General features: G+C 40.5%; 13 protein-coding genes and 1 pseudogene. 4 read left to right on the top strand and 10 right to left on the bottom strand.

The window, feature by feature from the left end; all coding sequences use genetic code 11:
* The first annotated feature begins 249 nt into the window (after window positions 1-249).
* The 3 genes from bshA to AC0L6R_RS23650 all read left to right on the top strand — a co-directional run bounded on the left by bshA (window position 250) and on the right by AC0L6R_RS23650 (window position 2,999).
* On the top strand, window positions 250-1,386 hold the full coding sequence (bshA, locus tag AC0L6R_RS23660; protein WP_283412018.1) for an N-acetyl-alpha-D-glucosaminyl L-malate synthase BshA: 1,137 nt from the start codon (window positions 250-252) through the stop codon (window positions 1,384-1,386).
* A gap of 116 nt (window positions 1,387-1,502) precedes the next feature.
* Window positions 1,503-2,129, top strand: coding sequence for a sterol desaturase family protein (locus AC0L6R_RS23655; RefSeq protein ID WP_473273397.1), 627 nt, complete (start codon window positions 1,503-1,505; stop codon window positions 2,127-2,129).
* A 45-nt stretch (window positions 2,130-2,174) separates the two neighbouring features.
* Complete coding sequence (locus AC0L6R_RS23650; RefSeq protein WP_473273396.1) at window positions 2,175-2,999, top strand: NAD-dependent epimerase/dehydratase family protein; 825 nt, start codon at window positions 2,175-2,177, stop codon at window positions 2,997-2,999.
* On the opposite strand, the gene AC0L6R_RS23645 is transcribed toward AC0L6R_RS23650, so the two are convergent.
* Window positions 2,996-3,322 (bottom strand): tRNA-binding protein, encoded by a 327-nt coding sequence (locus AC0L6R_RS23645; protein WP_473273395.1) that lies wholly within the window; start codon window positions 3,320-3,322, stop codon window positions 2,996-2,998. The genes AC0L6R_RS23650 and AC0L6R_RS23645 overlap by 4 nt on opposite strands.
* Before the next feature lie 87 nt (window positions 3,323-3,409).
* Here AC0L6R_RS23645 and AC0L6R_RS23640 point away from each other — a divergent pair, with 87 nt between their 5' ends.
* Window positions 3,410-3,766 (top strand): hypothetical protein, encoded by a 357-nt coding sequence (locus tag AC0L6R_RS23640; RefSeq protein ID WP_473273394.1) that lies wholly within the window; start codon window positions 3,410-3,412, stop codon window positions 3,764-3,766.
* On the opposite strand, the gene AC0L6R_RS23635 is transcribed toward AC0L6R_RS23640, so the two are convergent.
* The 9 genes and pseudogenes from AC0L6R_RS23635 to AC0L6R_RS23595 all read right to left on the bottom strand — a co-directional run bounded on the left by AC0L6R_RS23635 (window position 3,767) and on the right by AC0L6R_RS23595 (window position 17,388).
* On the bottom strand, window positions 3,767-4,501 hold the full coding sequence (locus AC0L6R_RS23635) for a 1-(5-phosphoribosyl)-5-[(5-phosphoribosylamino)methylideneamino]imidazole-4-carboxamide isomerase (RefSeq protein WP_473273393.1): 735 nt from the start codon (window positions 4,499-4,501) through the stop codon (window positions 3,767-3,769).
* Window positions 4,502-4,639: 138 nt separating this feature from the next.
* Window positions 4,640-5,656 carry a WD40/YVTN/BNR-like repeat-containing protein gene (locus AC0L6R_RS23630; RefSeq protein ID WP_473273392.1) on the bottom strand — a complete coding sequence of 339 codons (1,017 nt, stop codon included), beginning with the start codon at window positions 5,654-5,656 and terminating at the stop codon, window positions 4,640-4,642.
* A 30-nt stretch (window positions 5,657-5,686) separates the two neighbouring features.
* Window positions 5,687-6,601: pseudogene (locus tag AC0L6R_RS23625) on the bottom strand (hydroxypyruvate isomerase family protein).
* A gap of 2 nt (window positions 6,602-6,603) precedes the next feature.
* Window positions 6,604-7,917: a Gfo/Idh/MocA family protein gene (locus tag AC0L6R_RS23620; RefSeq protein WP_473273391.1), complete on the bottom strand. Its 1,314-nt coding sequence runs from the start codon at window positions 7,915-7,917 to the stop codon at window positions 6,604-6,606.
* 18 nt (window positions 7,918-7,935) lie between these two features.
* Window positions 7,936-8,895 carry a formylglycine-generating enzyme family protein gene (locus tag AC0L6R_RS23615; protein WP_473273390.1) on the bottom strand — a complete coding sequence of 320 codons (960 nt, stop codon included), beginning with the start codon at window positions 8,893-8,895 and terminating at the stop codon, window positions 7,936-7,938.
* Window positions 8,896-8,946: 51 nt separating this feature from the next.
* The gene (locus AC0L6R_RS23610) at window positions 8,947-11,817 is read right to left on the bottom strand and encodes a VCBS repeat-containing protein (RefSeq protein WP_473273389.1); all 2,871 of its coding nucleotides are present in this window, start codon (window positions 11,815-11,817) and stop codon (window positions 8,947-8,949) included.
* Between the two features lie 67 nt (window positions 11,818-11,884).
* Window positions 11,885-12,298, bottom strand: a complete 414-nt coding sequence (locus AC0L6R_RS23605; RefSeq protein WP_473273388.1) for an FG-GAP repeat domain-containing protein — start codon at window positions 12,296-12,298, stop codon at window positions 11,885-11,887.
* Window positions 12,299-12,362: 64 nt separating this feature from the next.
* Window positions 12,363-14,222, bottom strand: a complete 1,860-nt coding sequence (locus tag AC0L6R_RS23600; RefSeq protein ID WP_473273387.1) for a RagB/SusD family nutrient uptake outer membrane protein — start codon at window positions 14,220-14,222, stop codon at window positions 12,363-12,365.
* A gap of 13 nt (window positions 14,223-14,235) precedes the next feature.
* Window positions 14,236-17,388 carry a SusC/RagA family TonB-linked outer membrane protein gene (locus AC0L6R_RS23595; protein ID WP_473273386.1) on the bottom strand — a complete coding sequence of 1,051 codons (3,153 nt, stop codon included), beginning with the start codon at window positions 17,386-17,388 and terminating at the stop codon, window positions 14,236-14,238.
* Between the last annotated feature and the right edge of the window lie 33 nt (window positions 17,389-17,421).

The raw sequence follows: 17,421 nt of genomic DNA, 5'->3' as shown, positions 1-17,421 counted from the left end.
AGGGTTTTTTGATTTTGAACAGTAATAAAAAATTGCTGGAAGTGTTGGTTTTCAGAGGTTTTCATATAAAAGTCTTGATTAATTGGTTAATTGACTTAGAATTTGAACAAAATAGGGGTTAACGCGTGTTAAAAATCAGGTTTATAAACCAGCCCACACAAATATGAAATCGAGCACTCCTTTATCCTTTCTGGAAGATGTTAAAAAGAGCGAGATTCCTTGTGGCCTTTTATTGAAAATTATTTGCACATGAAAATAGGCATTGTTTGCTACCCGACCTTTGGAGGTAGTGGAGTAGTAGCGACAGAATTAGGTAAAGGTCTTGCGAAAATTGGTCATGAGGTTCATTTCATTACCTATAAGCAACCTACCCGATTAGACTTTTTTAGCGAAAATCTATACTACCATGAGGTGGATATAAAAAGTTATCCTCTTTTTGAACATGCTCCCTATGAGCTGGCTCTAGCTAGTAAAATGGTTAGTGTAGTTAAGTACGAAAAATTGGATTTGCTCCACGTTCATTACGCTATTCCTCATGCATCTGCTGCATACATGGCTAAGCAAATTCTGAAAACTCAAGGAATTCAAATTCCTGTAGTGACTACCCTTCACGGTACAGATATTACTTTGGTGGGTAAAGATCCAAGCTATGAGCCGGTTGTTACCTTCAGTATCAATCAATCCGATGGAGTTACAGCCGTTTCTGAAGACTTAAGGAAGGAAACTTATGCTTTTTTTGATATACAGCGTGAGATTGAAGTCATTCCAAACTTTATTGATTTGGAACGCTTCAAACGACAAAAGAAGGAGCATTTCAAATTGGCAATTTGTCCAAATGGTGAAAAACTTTTGGTGCACACCTCCAACTTTAGAAAAGTAAAGCGAGTCGAGGATGTCATTAGAGTATTTTATGAAGTCAGAAAAGAAATTCCAGCCAAATTATTATTGGTAGGAGACGGTCCTGAAAGAGATAAGATGGAGCGGCTTTGTCGAGAATTGGGTACCTGCGATGATGTCCGTTTTCTTGGAAAGTTAGATGCAGTAGAAGAAGTACTTTCTGTTGCGGATTTATTTTTGATGCCATCTGAGAAGGAAAGTTTTGGACTGGCAGCATTAGAGGCAATGGCATGCGAAGTGCCTATTCTTTCCTCAAATGCAGGAGGGATTCCAGAACTAAACGTGGATGGAGTCACCGGTTTTGTTTCAGAGATTGGAGATATCAAGTATATGAAGGAAAAAGCGCTCTTTATTTTAGATGATGCAAACCTTCCTACCTTCAAAAAAAATGCCTTGGCAAGAGCTCAGGAATTTGATATTTCCAATATTCTACCACATTATGTTGCATATTATCAAAAGACTATCGAATCAACAATGGCACAGATTTGATTAAAAACTGATTATTGTCATTAATTTTTCAGTGACAAAAGGCCGTTTTGAATTATCTTTGCATGTAGGTTCTTAATTGGATCTCAGAATTTTAGTAAAATTAGAATTAGTAGCGTATGAAAAAGATTGGAAGATTGGATAAGCCGGACAACTTTGGCACAGCCCAGATGTTCACCAACCCTATTCTTGAGAGGTTAACCCGGACACCGATTTGGATGCCAATTGCCATATTTATCCTTTTGGGCGGTGTTTCTATATATTTTGGTATTGAGAAAACATCTGTAAGCATTGGAACAGCAGTCGTGTTATTTATAGTTGGCTATATTGGCTTCACTTTAGTGGAATATATGATGCACAAGCATTTTTTCCACATGGAGCCGAATACCCCTATCAAAGATAAATTGCAATACACTGTACATGGCGTTCACCATGATTATCCTAAGGATAAGTACAGACTGGCAATGCCTCCATTTGTGAGTGCTGCCTATGCAGCTATACTTTATCTTATATTTAAATTGACCATGGGAGATTTCGCTTACTACTTCTTGCCAGGTTTTCTGTTAGGATATGCATTATATCTTGGCATTCACTATTTGGTGCATGCTATGCAGCCACCAAAAAATTTTATGAAAGTACTTTGGGTACACCACGCTATTCATCATTATAAAGATCCAGATGTAGCATTTGGAGTGAGTACGCCATTATGGGATTATATACTAGGTACTATCCCTAAGAAAGATTAATAATCATAAACCTCTCAAATTTGAGAGGTTTTTTCTTTACGAGTTATGACGAAAGTTTCGATTATAGGATTAGGATGGATTGGCTTACCGCTAGCTCATTTGCTTCAAAAAGCGGGTCATTCTGTCATAGGAAGTACTACGAGTGAAGAAAAGCAGAGGGAGATTCAGGATCAAGGAGTACAGGCTATTCAATTCGCCCTTGTACCTTTTCCTCAAGGCAAAGCTTTTCAGCAACTGTTCACCAGCGAAGTGCTTGTCATTAATATTCCTCCTAAATCACGTACTACTGACGGTAAATTTTATTTAGAGCAAATGAAATACCTGCGGACTATGATAGATCAAGCAGGAATTCAAAAAGTACTTTTCGTTTCAAGTTCAGGCGTTTACCCAAGTGAATCTAGAGAAGACCCGTATAAGGAGGGGGAAGAGCTTACCGCAAAAACGACAGGAAATTTAACCCTGTTGAAAGGGGAGCAAACATTTAAGAATGCGACTGAGCTGACTATTGTTAGGTTTGGTGGGTTGATTGGCGATGATAGAATTCCTGGCAAATATGTGGCAGGTAAAGAAAATGTAGCCGGGCATACGCGTGTAAACTTCATCTATAGAAGTGATGCTGCTAGAATGCTTGCTTGGATAATAGAAAAAGAACTTTGGAATGAAACCTACAATGGTGTTGCGCCTGTGCATACAGTAAGAAAAGAAATCTATGACCAAAATGTACGTGAATTGGGTTTTGAGCCTCCGAGCAGTTACCAAAATGCTTCTGAAAGTATAGATCGCCTTGTGTCAGGAGAAAAAATACTACAAACAGGTTTCGAGTTTGATTTTCCAAACCCTCTTCACTTCCCTTATTTTAAAACCAACTAATGTAGTTTTGCTCCATTTGGTACCTGCCTTTCCACTGAGGTCAATACAATATTTCCCTCCTCGTCACTGAATCCGGTGATCAGGATTTCTGACATAAAATCAGCAATCTGTCTAGGTGCAAAGTTGCACACACAAACCACTTGTCGCCCTATTAAGTCTTCTGGTGTATAATGAACCGTGACTTGTGCTGAGGATTTTTTAACACCAAGTTGCTCACCTAAGTCTACCCAAATTTTAAAGGCAGGTTTTTTAGCTTTTTCAAACTGTTCTACCCGCAGAATTGTTCCGACGCGTAATTCTATTTTGTCAAAATCTTTGAACATCAATCGTTTGCATAGTTAATTTTTTTCCTAATTTTATGAGCCCTTTACAAAACCTTTTGTTAAAGAAAAAGGTTACATTAGCCGTATATGATCTTAAAAACTGTTTTTTCCATTAAAAATTTAACCGTTTTCGGCATCGCTGCATTTGGTTTATGCCTCTGGGCTGGCGATTCCATGGCTCAAAGCGAACGGGAGAAATCAGAAATTGAGCGTGAGAAGCCAATTACTAAGCCATTGTCAGAAAATCACTCGGATCAAGTTGATATACCATTGCAAGACAACTTTTCTCCTGCTTCAACTGCTCCTACTCCTATTGTAAAAACAGTTTCTCCGAAAAAAGCAGAAAATCAAGTAAGTGGTGAAGGTAAAAAAGTCGAACCTACACCTTCGACATTATCCTTCAATATTTTTCTTTATATCGTAGATAAATTCAAGGCTGACTAATCAGCCTTTTTTCAAGAAATCTTCTAAATCTTGGATACTTATCATTCCTTCAGAATAGGCTCTTCCAAATACAATCGCTGAGACTCCCATGTCTCTAAGCCTTCTGAAGTCATCGATTCCTCTTACTCCTCCGCTTGCTGCCAAATTAATCTGTGGAAATTTGTCCAATACACTTTGAAAGAGTGCAAAGTTGGGCCCCTCCATTACCCCATCTCTAGTTATGTCTGAGCATTTCAGATATTTTAGCCCTCTTTCATAAAAGAAATTAATGTGATCGAATAGGTCAATTTCCGTTTTTTTCAGCCATCCTCTGATTTTTATTTTATTATCAATAGGATTGGTATCGGCTGCCAGATTTACTTTTTCCCTCCCATAGCTAAGTAAAAATTGGGCAAAGCGCTCCGGGTGATTTGCCGCCATAGAACTCACGGTAATGGTATTGGCACCGAATTCGAAGCATTTAATCACATCACCATGAGTGGAGATTCCGCCTGTAAAATCCACTTTCAGATTTGTATATCCTACAATAGCTTCCAAGATATGGTAGTTTTTTGGCTCTCCTCTACGTGCGCCATCCAAATCAACCAAGTGCACTCTCTGAATCCCTATAGATTCAAAGGCTTGTGCAATCTCCAGAGGATTATTGGAAATTACTTCTTCAGTAGAAAAATCGCCTCTTTTAAGTCGGACACATTTTCCATTAATAAGCCATATGGAAGGGATAATTTCAAACATCTTATAATTATTCAGGTTTATGGGTACTACGATTTAGCCTAAAGATAGTACGGACTGGCACTTTTCAGCTTACCTAATATGCAAATCTTTTAGGATAAGTCTACTTTGTAAGACTAACTATACTCAATAAAAGGGAAGTTAATACTTCAATTTAGCAATTTTCCCTTGTGCTCCAGATGCCCAAACTGAGCCATCTGCATGCCCCATTTTTACTGCATGAAAACCTTCGTCGGAAAATTTCTGCCAGGTAATACCAGCATCCTTAGAGAAGTCCGAACCGCCCGGTCCTACGGCTATCAGCCATTTCTGCATTGGAAAGTACACAACACCAGATCGGTATCCTCCAGGTTCCTGCTCTGGAATTACCCACTCTTTTGTATTGGAAACAAAAATCCCGGATACTTCTTGTTGTAAATCCTCTTTCAAATAATCTCCGCCCACTCCTACTATTTCACTCCCTCCAATGCTAGTAATCGAAAAAATCCCCTGAGAGGACTCTCCCTGAACAAATGGACTTGTAAACTTCTCCCATGTTCCGCCCAAATTATTCGAATAATGTAGATTGGACTCAGTGCCGCCTGTGCCTATCCATAGCTGGTTTCCTTCGGCCAAAAGTGAGGTTGCGCTGGCCGCAAAAGCCGCTTCTCCTTCCGCAGCTCCAGGCAATGAATCCAGTGGATACCAAGTATCTCCTTGATTTGCTGTTTGCAGGATAGTCCACTTTCCTTCGCTGGGATCACCAATCACAAATCCCCTGGTTTCTGAAGAAAAACTAATTCCATCCAAGAAAGCCAACTCATTTTCCTGATGCTTTAATTCCCAAGTTTCACCTCCATCTATTGTCTTGTAAATCACGGCTGGCTGACCTGCCGAAACAGCAACGGCCGTCAGCGCATCAAAAGCATGAATGGATCTAAAATCTACCGTGTCCAGTCCGGCTATAACGCCATGCTGCCAGGTTTTGCCACCATCTAAGGTGCGCAGCCAAGTTCCATTGCTACCACTTGCCCACGCGATATCCCCTGTGAGTGGAGCTAGCCCTCGTAGGGAGGATTGGATTGGAGTTTCCAAAATATCCCATCCAGTGGGCATTTCAGCTAGGTTTTCCTCAGATTTTTTGCAGGAAAAAAGCGCTATCAATAATGATAGCGCCAATAATTTACTTTTAATCATTTTATTCTAAAATCAGACTACATCAACTTTTCTATAGGCTTGGATCAATGCTTTTTCACCTTCTATTCCAGGAGAGGCATTTCCATGCTCCATACCCATCACACCTTTGAAACCTTTTTCATGGATGTATTTGAATACATTGCTATAATTGATTTCTCCGGTTCCTGGTTCCTTCTGCCGCTGGATTATCTCCAATTTGTATATAAGCAATTTCTTCCCAGGCTTTTTCCATAGTAGCTATTAGGTTTCCTTCATTACGCTGCATATGGTAAATATCATAAAGGATTTTGCAAGCAGGGCTATCCACACCTTTGCAGATCATATATGACTGATCAGCATGACGTAAGAAAAGATCCGGGTTGTCGCTCAAAGGCTCCATGACCATAACTAATCCATGTGGCTCCAGTACCTCAGCTCCACGCTTAAAAGCTTCAATTACATTGCCTGTTTGCACTCCTATAGGGAGATTTCTCTCAAAATATCCAGGAACGACAGTCATCCATTTTGCGCCTACGCGCTTGGCTACTTCTACAGATTTTTTACACGTATTGACAAAGGTGTCTATGAATTCCTGCTTACCTGTTGTGAGAGAAACTTTCCAGTTATCTCCACCTTCTATCACAAAAACTCCCATTCTCATACCAAGTGATTCCAGTGTTTTGCCAATCAAAGCTTGCTCTTCTTCTGATCTACGAAGCATTCCATTGTCTTCCAAAGATCTAAAACCTCAGATCCGCCATGAATTTCAATTCATCGACAATCCCTCCTGGAGCAGAATTCTCGAAACATTCCGAAATGTGGTGCAAAATCCATATTGAAGGTTGGCTCTGCATTTCCAGCAGCAAAGGAGGGCAGACTCATAGCTCCAGAAACACCCAATAGGGTGCTTCCAAGGCCTACTTTTTTTATAAATCCTCTTCTTTCCATTATTAGATTACTTTGGTTTTACCAGGAATGGCATGAGGATAAAACATGTCTTCCCCAGGCAACACCTTAGGCATTGCATCCCATGCTAGTGTATCTGGCATCAAGTCAATTTGTCCATTCAATGCTTCATCGAATGTTAGTGGCTTGCCTGAGTCAGTTGCATATCTACCCATTATTGCAGTCATGGTACTATTTGCAGCATTTTGCGCATCTGCAAATTTGTATTCCCCAGCAAACAAAGCTGCCCATAGTTGGTCATGCTCAACTTGGTATGGGTTAGGCTGATTTTTTCGGTCATGTTCATACAGCATATTGCCTTTCCAATCTTTCAATATACCATAGTTTCCAGCACTTAAATAAGCTGTTCCTTTGGTACCTTGGAAGCTTTCATCCACACGGTTTTGAGCACCCGGGAAGTGACGGCACTCACTGTGAATCACAGTTCCATCAGCATAGGTGTAAGTCAATACGTGGTGATCAAAGATTTCTCCGTTTTCCTTACCTGTACGAATCAATCTTCCGCCGGTACCTTCAGCTTTCACTGGTGGCCCTTGCTTCACCCAGTTGGCCACATCGATGTTGTGCACGTGTTGCTCATTAATATGGTCTCCGCAAAGCCAGTTGAAATAATACCAGTTTCTCATTTGGTATTCCATCTCAGTTTGACCTGGCTGCCGCTCTCTCACCCATACACCACCATCATTCCAATACACTTGACCGTTGATGATATCGCCAATGTCACCATTATGGATACGTTTAATAGTTTCAATGTAATTTGCTTGATAGTGTCTTTGAAGACCAACTACCACATTTAGTTTTTTTGCTTTTGCTTCTTCTGCTGCTTTCAAAACTTTACGGATACCGACAGCATCAACAGCAACAGGCTTCTCCATGAAGATTTGCTTACCCTGTTTCACAGCCTCTTCGAAATGCATAGGACGGAAGCCTGGAGGAGTAGCAAGAATGACTACATCTGCGAGCGCCATCGCATCTTTATATGCGTCAAAACCGACAAATTTCGTTTCTTCAGTTACTGCAAGTTTGTCCGCATATTTTTCACTCAAAGCTTTGAATGCATTATCCAAGCGATCTCTGAAGGCATCTGCCATAGCGACTACTTTGATGTTGTGTCCAGTGGCTAAAGCTTGAAAAGTAGCGCCGCAGGTACCACGTCCACCGCAGCCAATTAAAGCAACTTTCAATTCATTCACAGGAGCAGCATAGGCTCCTGGCAAAGCAAAAGGAGTAGTCATCAATCCGCCAGTTACCAAAGCAGAGATTTTGATGAAATCCCTACGTGAATTTTCGATTTTCATAAGTATAGGTATTAAGGGTTAATAATCAGTTATAGGTGCGGCTTGATAATAAGCCATAATTTCTTCCGGACTTGGTGGGATTTGCGGCCTTACCAATCTCAATCCTAGGAATGGTGCTTCGGGAAACCACCATTGACTTTTAGGGATTTGAGGATCAATTCTCTTCCAATCTGGGGAACTCACAAATCGTTTAGTAGAGCTTATTTCAGCAGTTTCTGTATCATAAGAACCTCCACGTACTACTCTAGGATAGAGCTCAGTAGATGGGTTAGTAGGATTCTCAGATGGCGATTGAGCATAGAAGTCAGGCTCGTATTGATCGGAGGTCCATTCGAGCACATTTCCATAGATATCGTAGAGTCCCCACGGGTTAGGTTTTTTCTCTCCAATAGGATGTGTTATCTCTTCAGAATTCTCTTTAACCCATGCATAGTCTCCTAATTGAGAAGGGTCATCGCCAAAAAAGAATCGGGTCTTTGATCCAGCCTTTGCAGCGTATTCCCATTCTGCTTCTGTAGGAAGCCTGTAGAAAATACCAGTTTTCAAATACAGCCAGTGGCAAAATTGAATTGCTCCGTACTGCGTCATTCCAATTGCAGGCTTTCCTTCTTTTCCCATACCAAAAGTCATATCCAAATACGGCATACTTGGCCTAGTCAGTCCATCTACCACTTCTCCGATTGGACCCTCAGAAACGGCTAACTCGTAATTTTTATCTAAGAAAAGCTCAAAGGCATCCCAAGTCACTTCATGAGTTCCCATCCAAAAAGGAGCGATTTTCACTTCATGAACTGGCTTTTCATCTGGAGAACTTTCGGATCCCATCATGAAGGTTCCTTCAGGTATGGGGGTCATTTGGAATGTAACTTCTGTGCCAGGGATTTTCTGGGTGTAAGATTCAAAATTGGCATGATTCACATCAAAGCTCATAAGCATCAATGCACCAATTACAAGGGGTTTTGGGTTTGTTTTAAACATGTTTAAAGAAAAAGTCTTTAGCACTAAATATAATAGTATAGGGGTTCTAATTTAATTTGTTTTTGATGGATGGAGCGAATAAATGCTGACTTTGGATTCATCCAAATAAATCATTATCAGGCTTTTGTCTGCTATTATTTTCCTTACATTTCCGGTTAAATCTAATCCGCTTTTAGATTTATCTACCTTGGTAAAGTGTCCTTTTCCATTGCCTAGCAAAACTAGACCTTGACTTGCATCATATTTACCAAAATATAATTTGCCATACCCCGTATTTCCTCCCAGAATCATATCCAGGTTACCATCTCCATTGACATCAACAGCCTCTGAGGCATATACAGGCGAGAATTGAGCTTGTATGGGAAGTTCTTTCGCTACAAATTTTCCTGTTTCATTTTTGGTAAAATAGCTTGTCTCTAATCGATTGATAAAGATTGAATTGGAGTTTCTTCGTTCTTCAGCTGTATAAAGCTCACTCATTTTAACATTAGCAAAAGACTTGAAATCCAAGTATCTCTTTTTAAGAAAAAGTACCTGACCAAGAATTTCGTCACGGCTTGCAGCTGGGTATCTTTCTCCCTGTACATAGTACCCCAGAAATGCATCAATTGATCCGTTTCCATCAAAGTCCTTGTATAAAATCTCTGCAGGCTCTGAACTGCTTGCTTTGATTTGAGTATTAGTGCCCAGATTACCCGCCAATATTTCTACCATTCCGTCGCCATCCCAATCTGCTAGGGTCAGATTATTCCAGAATCCAAATTCATGCTTTTCGAAGTAGTTCAATGTTGTTTCTTTCCATTGGTTATCTTGGAAGGAAAATATCTGAATTGGCATTGCCTCCCCTAATACGATTAACTCAGGCTTACCATCTTGATCGAGATCTGCCAAACCAGAGTCAGTTAACATTCCTAAATTGACAAATGTAGGTGCGAGCTGCTTAGTTTGATCGCTGAAGTTTCCGCTGCCGTCATTGACCCAGATTCTTCCGCCAAACGAGGTTGGAAACTGACCTGGATTTATTCTAGCGCCTACAAATAAATCGGGAGTTCCATCAAAATTAAGGTCTGCAACTTGTACGGTGCCTGTAGGGAATGATTCAGTGGGGATTGCTTCTGAGGCTAAAGAAAAATTGCCCTTACCATCATTTAGGTATAGTCGATCACGCAGAGCTTCGTCTCCTACATTAAAATCATATACTCCTCCGCTGCCAACAAATAAGTCTAAATTGCCGTCACCATTCGCATCAAAGGCGATTGCGTCAGTATCCTCAGCTTTTGAAGCTGAAGCAAATACACTAGAATTCTGTTTTGCAAATGATCCATTGGCATTCTGTACATAGAATGAAGCGGTGGCATTAGAGGCTGCTCCTACGAAAAGGTCTTCTTTCCCGTCACCGCTAAAATCTGCGAAAACCATGGCCTTTCCATTTCCAGAAACAGGGTTAATCAGAAGTGGTTGTCTTTTGTAATCATTAAAATTTCGTCCGACTTCGGTGTTCAATTCGTTTTTTTGCTTGAGGTAGGTATCATAAGATTTCGGCCTAATGGAAGGAGTAGAAATGGCATCACTTGCGCTTAATTCCAATGTTTGATTTACACCAACCTTATACTGCTTAGTCATTTTTCCGCCAGGCCAGCTCACTTGAATAGAATCTATCTCGGTAATTTTGCCTAAGCCAAAATGAAGAGTAGTAGAAATTGAGGACTGGTATCCTCGGTAAGGATTTTGTTCCAATACCTGAACTGTACTGCCTGTAAATAACTCAACTTTAGCTCCAACTGCTGAGGAATTGGTCTCTGATCCTGAAAGTTTAAGATTTAGATAATTTGCTTCTTTCAATTGACTTGCTTGATTTTCAAAAATATAAGCAGGTGAATTGATGTTGTTGATAATAAGATCAAGGTCGCCATCATTGTCAAGATCGCTGTATGCTGCTCCGCTACTGTTTGCAGCATGATTGATTCCCCAAGTATCGGTTTGGTTTTGGAAAGCCAGCTTACCTGTGTTTTGGAAAATGTAATTAGTCAAATTGGAGGATGGCATGGTTTTGACCATATTCAGTAAGTCCTCGCGCTTTAATTTCCCTCCTGATGTACGTACATAATTGTCCATGTACTTCAAAAAGTCCTGCTTGTTGTAGTCTCTCAGGTAGCCGTTGGTAATGAATAGATCTTTCCAGCCGTCATTGTCAAAATCAGCAAAGAGAGATGACCAGCTCCAGTCGGTATTGGACACGCCGGCCAGCTGTCCTATTTCTTGGAATGTACCATCGCCAGAATTTACATGAAGCATATTTCTCATGTATTGGTGATGAAATCCCTTGTTTACATTCAGTTCAAAAAGCTCAAAATTATCCGGAGCAAGAAGTAGCTTTTGTCTTTCATTTCCCTCTGGTAGCATGTCCAACGTAAAAATATCTGGCAAGCCATCGTTATTGAAATCTGCTATGTCATTTCCCATGGAGAAATGCGAAGTATGCCCTAATCGGGCTAGAATCTCATCGGTGAAGGTACCGTCCTTTTGATTGATGTATAGGTAATCCGGCATGGAGTAATCATTCCCTATGTAGATATCCGGCCAGCCATCTTGGTTAATATCGGATATTGCGACTCCTAAACCATAGGAAAGGCTTGAGCTTGAAATGCCTGCATCTAATGTGACTTCGGAGAACTTTCCATTTTTATTTTCAAAAAGCTGTGGTCCTGCTTCGTGTTTTTCTTTAAGTAATACTTTAGTGAGATTCACATCCTGATTTTGGATGGATTTGGTGTTATGGTTTAAGATGAATAGGTCAAGATCTCCATCCAGATCATAGTCAAAAAAGCTGGCTGATGTGCTAGGCGCATTGGAAGCTACGCCATATTCCTCTGCCATTTCTTTAAAAAGAGGAATGCCATTTTGGTCATTACCTTGATTCACAAAAAGTTCGTTCGTACGTTTCTCAGTTGGTAAATTCCCAGAGTAGCACTGATAAATGTCTAATTTCTTATCGCCGTTTATGTCGACGAAGACGACTCCCGTCTTCCAGGGACCTGATCTTCCGGTAGCTCCTGAGGCTTGGGCCGTTTCTTTTAAATTTGAGATTACCTTGGTTTAGGTATAGTTGATTGCCACTGACATTGGCAGAAAAATAAATATCCTCCAAGCCATCACCATTTAGATCGCCCACTGCTACGCCACCTCCATTGTATAGGTACTCGTACATGAGGACATTGAGGTTTAAGTTCTCTTCTATTCTGTTTGAGAAGGTAACTCCGCTTTGTTCTGGAGTCAATAAGTTAAAGAGAGGTGTGGTATTAGAAGTTGAGGAATTATCAGCTTGGTTGGCCTGGTCTGTTTCAGTGCAAGACGCCATCAATACACTGAAAGCCAAAGCTGTTATGAGATTTCTTTTAGTCATAATCTAAAATAATCTAAGCCACCCCAATGGAATGGCTTAGATCAAATTTATAAGAATACTTACTTTATTCTATTCCAGGATTCTGGATAAGGGCACCATTCCTGTTAATCTCATCTCTGTGGATTGGTACAAAATACATTTTGTCTAGCCAAGTTCTATTTTCTTTTCCAGGGTCAATAGGAAGAACTTTGTAAACGTAATTGTAAAAATCCGTGTCATAACGATAGGTTGAAAGCGTCTTACCTGGTTTAAGTGTACCAGTGATATTGATAATATTCGCTTTGCGACCTAAGGTTTCCTCTGCAATCATCCAGCGACGAGTATCATGATATCTTTGCTCTTCATAAGACATCTCAATTCTTCGCTCATTAATGTAGCGAGCCATCAATGCATCACCAGATTCAGTAATTGCAGGTTGCCCTACACGGAATCTGATTTTATTCAACCACATTCTAGCTTCGTCTTCTTGACCAAGTTCTATGGAAGCCTCTACATAGTTCAACACTGCTTCAGTGTATCTTAAGATAGGCCAAGGAACTTCTTGCCAAGTATTCTGATCTACAATTGCTGGATCTGCATCAACAAATTTTCTGGTATAATAGCCAGTGTAACTACCATTCCAGTCTTCAATAGGACTGTTTCTAGTATCCAATCCAAAATGAGTCACTTTAGCTCCAGAACCATCAATTACTTCATATGTACCTGATTGGATTTGTCCTAAAGGATCTCTGGATTGATTAGCAGAAGATCTAGGCTTCCATTGAGCTCCATCATATAGGATGGACGCATAGAAACGTGCGTCTCTATTTTCATAAGGTGCAGATGCATGTTCAGGATTTGACCAGTCAAACTTTGTACCATCCATCATCTCATAATCATCAACAAGCAATTGAACAGGACTATTACCAGCCCAGTTATTGTAGCCATTTGGTCCATTAAAAAGACCCTGACGCCCACCATTCTCTTGCTTCATGTTAATAAAATATCTACCGAGAATTATTTCATTTTCGCCACCATTTCTTGCCATGGCATTGTTGATATAATTCTGGATACCTTCTTCATGCGATACTGGTTCAGTAAAACCCAAATTATTTCCGCTGGCCATATCCAATACAGCTTTCGCTGCATTCTGGGCTTTCTGCCATCTTTCGGTTCTATTTCCGCTAGGATAAGCAACAAGATCAAGGTTTGGATAGGAAGCCAATAGCGAAGAATTAGCTGCTGCAGTAGGACCATCATGTAGATCACTAGCCGCATATAGTAAGACTCTTGACTTTAGTGCCAATGCTGCAAGCTGAGATGCGCGGCCAGCCACCTTAGGCTTGCCTTCTAATAAAGCAGCTGCTTCAGTTAGATCTTTTTCAATAAAGCTAATAGTCTCGTCCCATGTTGCTCTTGCAATTTCATAGGACTCTTCACCAAGACCATAAGGTCTATCTACAATAGGAACACCACCATAGTATCTGGCGAGTTGCTGGTAGTAATAAGCTCTCATGAACTTAGCTTCACCAAGAAGCTTATCTACTATGCCACCATCGTTAGAAAACTGAGGATCTGATAGGTTCTCGATTGCAATATTTGCTCTACGAATGTAGCTATACATGTTACCCCAGCTGTAGGTATTGTTTACCCAGCCTAAATCAGCAGAGTTAACTCTAGCTTCAGTGATGGTAGTTATACCTCGTCCAGGGTGTGTAAAAATTGCCTCATCTGTTAGGGAAGCAAGTCTTTGCTCGTCAAACCCACCATTTCCAAATCCTTGGTAGATTCCTATTACAAATGCCTCTGCCAAGGCAGGGTCAGTCCATACCGCCGATTGAGAAATTTCCCCAAGCGGTTCTGTATTTAGAAAATCACTGTTACAGCTGGCAATTGTTAAGCTTGCTGCAATCAGAATTACTAATTGTTTAATATTTCTTTTCATTATTTTGGGTTATTTAAAATGAAACAGAAAGACCTGTATTGATTACTCTTGCTTGAGGATAATACTGTCCTGTAGAAGCATCTGACTCTGGATCATACACTTTCGTCTTACTCCAGGTGATTAAGTTCAGTCCATTTACATATAAACGAGCATTTTTGATTCCTATTTTCTCTGTAAGAGTAGCAGGAATATTATAGCCTATCTCTACGTTTTTCAATCTCAAGTAGTCAGATGGTCTAAACCAATAATCATTACCTCCAGACCAATACTGATCATTTCTGTTGGCAAGTCTTGGCTCTGTGCTGCTTGGATTGTCGATTGTCCATCTTCCATCATAGATATCGGATAGGTAGTTACCAATGTTTCCAGACTCACCAGCGCTTATATACTGTCTTGCTCCTAAAGAGCCTTGGAATAGAATCGCTAGATCAAAGCCTTTCCAGTTTGCTCCTAAGTTAATTCCACCTTGAAACAGTGGGATTGTATTATTATCCAATCGTACTCTATCATCAGGAGTAATTTTTCCATCACCATTGTAATCCTTATATTTCATATCACCCGGTCTTAGATTGCCTGTGATAGCAGAATAATCTAAAGTCTCCGAATCAATGGATTGCTGATCTGGGAAGACACCATCGTACTGATAAACTAGGGCTGTGCCCATGGGTCTGCCAGTGGATTGTTGCCACTCAGGCGCTCCTGGAGACTCATCCCAGAACAAAATTGAATTCTTAGCATAGCCTCCATTTACACTTGCAGTATACTGGAACTCACCTTTTCCTCCTCTAATACCCAGATTCAAGTCAAATCCTTTGTTTTCCACTTCTCCAATATTCTCAGCAGGTAAAGAAAGACCTGTTGTCTGAGGGACGGATGCATTTCTCTGCCAAAGGATATTCGTACGCTTGTTGTAGAACAAATCAAACTCGAAGAATATTTTTCCTTGAAGGAACTGACCTTCAAAACCTAAGTTAGAGTTGTTAGCTACTTCCCAAGTAATTGCTTGGTTAGGAACTCTTGTTTCATAGAGAGTTTTAGTTTCAGCACCACCAACTATATAAGAGCTAAAGCCATAAGTTGACAAGAATTGATATTCACCAATCTGATCGTTTCCTAGCTGACCCCAAGAACCTCTAACCTTGAAGAAATCAAAGGTTTTTCCTAGAGAATTTTTCCAGAAATTTTCTTCAGAAACAACCCATCCGAGCATTAAGCCAGGAAAGAAACCAAATCGGGTGTCTTCAGGGAAGATGTACGAACCATCATATCTCCAAAGAAACTCGGCTAGATACTTTTCCTTGTAGTTATATGCCACTCTACCGAAGTAGTTCAGACGTGCTCTATTGAAAGCTCCGCCACTATTATCTTTTTGAAGATCGCCACCAGCAAATAGTTGATCAATTGCTGTGGAGATGAAGAACCTTCTGTAAGCACTGAAGTTATTTCCTTCAATTGTTTCGCGGTTCACACCAGCAACCAAATTAATGGTATGCACGTCATTAAAAGTCTTATCGTAATTCAAGACACCTCCTAAAAGGATATTCAGTTGATTTGAATTAGACTCATTTAGATTTGGCTCAGCTGGACCTCTTTTACTCGGAACCAATACTGGAGTTACGCCATCTGCCTCGAAGCCATTTCCTTTTTGGTACAAAGTCCAAGGAATTTGCCATCTTTTAGTGGTCTGTATATATTTATCAATGGCTGCAGTACCAGTAAATTTCAATCCTTCAACTCCAGGAATTTTGATTTCCAAGGTACCCGTGGTCTGAATATAATCACGCTTATCATTATCATATCCAGTTTGGTTAGTAGTAATCACCACTGGGTTTTGACCATTTTCAATATCTGGTCCTGGTTTGCCATTTGGCCAGTAAGCAGGCTGATTTGGCTTACCTCTCATTTGCATACGGAAGATCGCTCCGGCCCCTACAGTAGGGAAAAACCTAAATTCCTCTCTAGCTAAGATTCCCAAACCAACTTTCATATACTTATTGATATTAGCATCTAGGTTGATACGGAAATCATATTGCTTGTAGCCGGTAGCGGCATCTTTATAGTATGCATCTTGATTTTGGTAGCCCAAAGAAGTCAAGTATTTAACATTTTCGCTACCACCTACCAACTGTAGATTGTATCTGCTTTGAGGAGACCAATTTTTAAGTGTTTCACCATACCAATCGGTGTTAGGATAATTCCATGGGTCAGTACCGTTTCTATACAACTCTAATTCATCAGGCGAATAAGGAGCAGTTCTTACCTGACCATTTGGTCTGGTGTATTCTCCATTTTGCTTATAAGCTTGATTTGCAGCTGCCCACTCACTCGTTGGGAGTTCGTAGATATTGATTTCATTCAATGCATTAGCATACTCAGCAGCATTTAATAGCCCTGGAAGTAATGCTGGCTGAGCAAATCCCTGGTTTACTTGGAATGTCAATTCTGGAGCACCAGTAGTACCTCTCTTGGTTGTTACTAGAATTACACCATTTGCTGCTCTTGATCCGTAGATCGCCGCGGATGCATCCTTCAATACGGAGATATTCTCGATGTCATTTGGATTCAAGCGCTCCAAACCACCAGCTCTTGCTGGAATACCATCGATTACTACCAAGGCATTGTTGTTACCTAAGGTATTGGAACCACGAATTCTAATGCCTGATCCATCATAACCTGCTTCACCGCTTCTGTTTACAGCTACCACACCAGCCATACGACCAGCGATTGAGTTAGATAAGTTCATGGCAGGAGATTTCACGAGCTCCTTACCTTTTACCGTGGCTACTGAACCTGTAATAGTTTCCTTTTTCTGCTCACCATAACCTACCACGATAACCTCTTCCAAGGATTTTGTGTCAGGCATCAAGGTTAGATCAAAAGTAGATCTGTCTCCTACGGGAACTTCCATATTGGTGAAACCAATAAAAGATAAAACCAGAATATCAGAAGGACCTGATACAGTAAGAGTGAATTTACCGTCAATATCAGTGACGGTACCGTTTGTTGTGCCTTTGACAAGAACAGAGGCACCAGGCAGAGGTAAATTATCCTCTCCTGAAATTACCACACCAGACACCTCCCGGGTCTGTGCGAATGCAGTGCTAAGTAGCCCTAGACAAAAAATGATTGTCAGACTAAATAGCTTTAAATGAGTAAAGTTTCTCATTGGCATAGGGGTTTATTATTAATTAATAAAATT

This window comes from Algoriphagus sp. 10J20-15 (assembly GCF_055809615.1).
This window is presented reverse-complemented; position numbering and strand designations above follow the sequence as displayed.

Bases quoted from the DNA above. Each gene is read 5' to 3' on its own strand.
- AC0L6R_RS23635 (WP_473273393.1), bottom strand. From the start codon at position 4,501: ATGTTTGAAATTATCCCTTCCATATGGCTTATTAATGGAAAATGTGTC.
- AC0L6R_RS23595 (WP_473273386.1), bottom strand. From the start codon at position 17,388: ATGAGAAACTTTACTCATTTAAAGCTATTTAGTCTGACAATCATTTTT.
- AC0L6R_RS23645 (WP_473273395.1), bottom strand. From the start codon at position 3,322: ATGTTCAAAGATTTTGACAAAATAGAATTACGCGTCGGAACAATTCTG.
- AC0L6R_RS23600 (WP_473273387.1), bottom strand. From the start codon at position 14,222: ATGAAAAGAAATATTAAACAATTAGTAATTCTGATTGCAGCAAGCTTA.
- bshA (WP_283412018.1), top strand. From the start codon at position 250: ATGAAAATAGGCATTGTTTGCTACCCGACCTTTGGAGGTAGTGGAGTA.
- AC0L6R_RS23605 (WP_473273388.1), bottom strand. From the start codon at position 12,298: ATGACTAAAAGAAATCTCATAACAGCTTTGGCTTTCAGTGTATTGATG.
- AC0L6R_RS23650 (WP_473273396.1), top strand. From the start codon at position 2,175: ATGACGAAAGTTTCGATTATAGGATTAGGATGGATTGGCTTACCGCTA.
- AC0L6R_RS23655 (WP_473273397.1), top strand. From the start codon at position 1,503: ATGAAAAAGATTGGAAGATTGGATAAGCCGGACAACTTTGGCACAGCC.
- AC0L6R_RS23640 (WP_473273394.1), top strand. From the start codon at position 3,410: ATGATCTTAAAAACTGTTTTTTCCATTAAAAATTTAACCGTTTTCGGC.
- AC0L6R_RS23615 (WP_473273390.1), bottom strand. From the start codon at position 8,895: ATGTTTAAAACAAACCCAAAACCCCTTGTAATTGGTGCATTGATGCTT.
- AC0L6R_RS23620 (WP_473273391.1), bottom strand. From the start codon at position 7,917: ATGAAAATCGAAAATTCACGTAGGGATTTCATCAAAATCTCTGCTTTG.